2 protein-coding genes are annotated in these 1502 nt (G+C 40.8%); both read right to left on the reverse strand.

Features of this window, described 5'->3' with window-relative positions; genetic code table 11:
• Positions 1–86: 86 nt before the first annotated feature.
• Positions 87–260, reverse strand: coding sequence for a hypothetical protein (locus DW826_RS18425; protein ID WP_165860061.1), 174 nt, complete (start codon positions 258–260; stop codon positions 87–89).
• Between the two features lie 48 nt (positions 261–308).
• Positions 309–1460: a transposase gene (locus DW826_RS17880; RefSeq protein ID WP_117553341.1), complete on the reverse strand. Its 1152-nt coding sequence runs from the start codon at positions 1458–1460 to the stop codon at positions 309–311.
• Positions 1461–1502 lie beyond the last annotated feature (42 nt).

Below are 1502 nucleotides of genomic sequence, written 5' to 3' on the forward strand. Positions count from 1 at the left end.
CTTTATAGGAAAGACCGCCTGCGGCGCTCTCTTGAATTGAAAAGGGCCCGCACAGAGGCGGGCACAACAAGCAGACGAATGTTGGTTTAGAAGATATAAAAACCTTCTTCACCAAAATCGTCATCAAGTTCATCATCATTTAAGAAATAATCCATATCCAGAAGTTCATCCTCGCTCATAAGGCGAATGTCCTTGGAAGTTATACCTTCTGGGGGATTATCCATATATTTTTTGCGTAATTCCTCGATGTTTTGTTTCATGGTAGTTTATCCTCCTTTCAGAGGATTATATCATAAAATCTGAGGAATTTATGCAGAAGAACGCTTTCCACGAGATTTGGACATTGCTTTCTCGTAAAGTTCCTCGAGAGATACGCGTTTGTGATTGTAATAAAGTTCAAGAAACATCATCTTGTGTTTACAGTCTGGACATTCCAGAGGGTCATAACCGAAAGAGGAAAGAATAGCAGTTCTCCACTGATTGAAGCTGCGATAAATAGGATGTTTACTTTTTGAAATGGCACGATGGAGCTTGGAATCAATCTTCCGATGGCGGGCATAGAGACCTCCATAACGGATCATTTTGAAATGCTTTTCTGGTATGTGCCGGATCAATCGTTGAATGAATTCCATGGCAGGAACCGTTTCTTCTATGTATTGTTCGTCTTCATGTCGGTTGTAATGGAAAGTAACCATTTCGCCATCGTATTTATCAATTCTGGATGTAGCGATGACAGGACGCCCCAGATATCGACCGATATATTTGACAACTGTTTTGGGGTCACATTTGTTCGGTTTGGCATAAACGTAAAAACCGTGCTTATGCTCCGTATAGCAATCCGCTTTCACTTTTTTGAAAGAAGGACCGATTTTGGACTCCATTTCATTAAGCAGAGCAGTGCGGAAAGCATTACGTAAATAAGTGTAATTAAAGTGTTTGACATGGCGCCAAAAACCATCGTCACTGTATCCGCCTTCAGATAAGAGGCAGTGGATGTGCGGATTCCATTTCAGGTCTCTGCCAAAAGTATGTAAAACCATAATGAAACCGGGCGTGAAGTTTTTGGACTTATTCATTTTGTAGAACATACGAGAGATCACGCTGTTTACAGAGTGGAACAGACAATCGAGCAGAGAACGATCCTTGAGAAAGGATTCGCGAAGATTTTCATCGATTGTGAAAACGCAATGGCGATGTGTGACATTTACCAGCTTAAAGGACATACTGGTGGTGCGTTCTATGGCATATTTGCTGCCACAGGTAGGGCAGAAACGACTGTGACAGCGGAAAGGAACGAATTTGAGTTTTCCGCAGTGAGGACAGCCATACATTGCGCCGCCGAATGATGAATCGCCACAGTTAATCATCTTGTCGATATTTTCTATCTCAGTTTTTCTGGGATGAAGAGTATATTTAATTTCTTCGTAATGGTCTGTAAAAATTTTCTGTAAGATATTCATAAGACTATTATGAGGTATATTTTAGAAAAAAGAAACCCCTAA

This window comes from Clostridium sp. AM34-11AC, from assembly GCF_003435375.1.
In the GTDB taxonomy this organism is placed as follows: Bacteria; Bacillota; Clostridia; order Lachnospirales; family Lachnospiraceae; genus Pilosibacter; species Pilosibacter fragilis.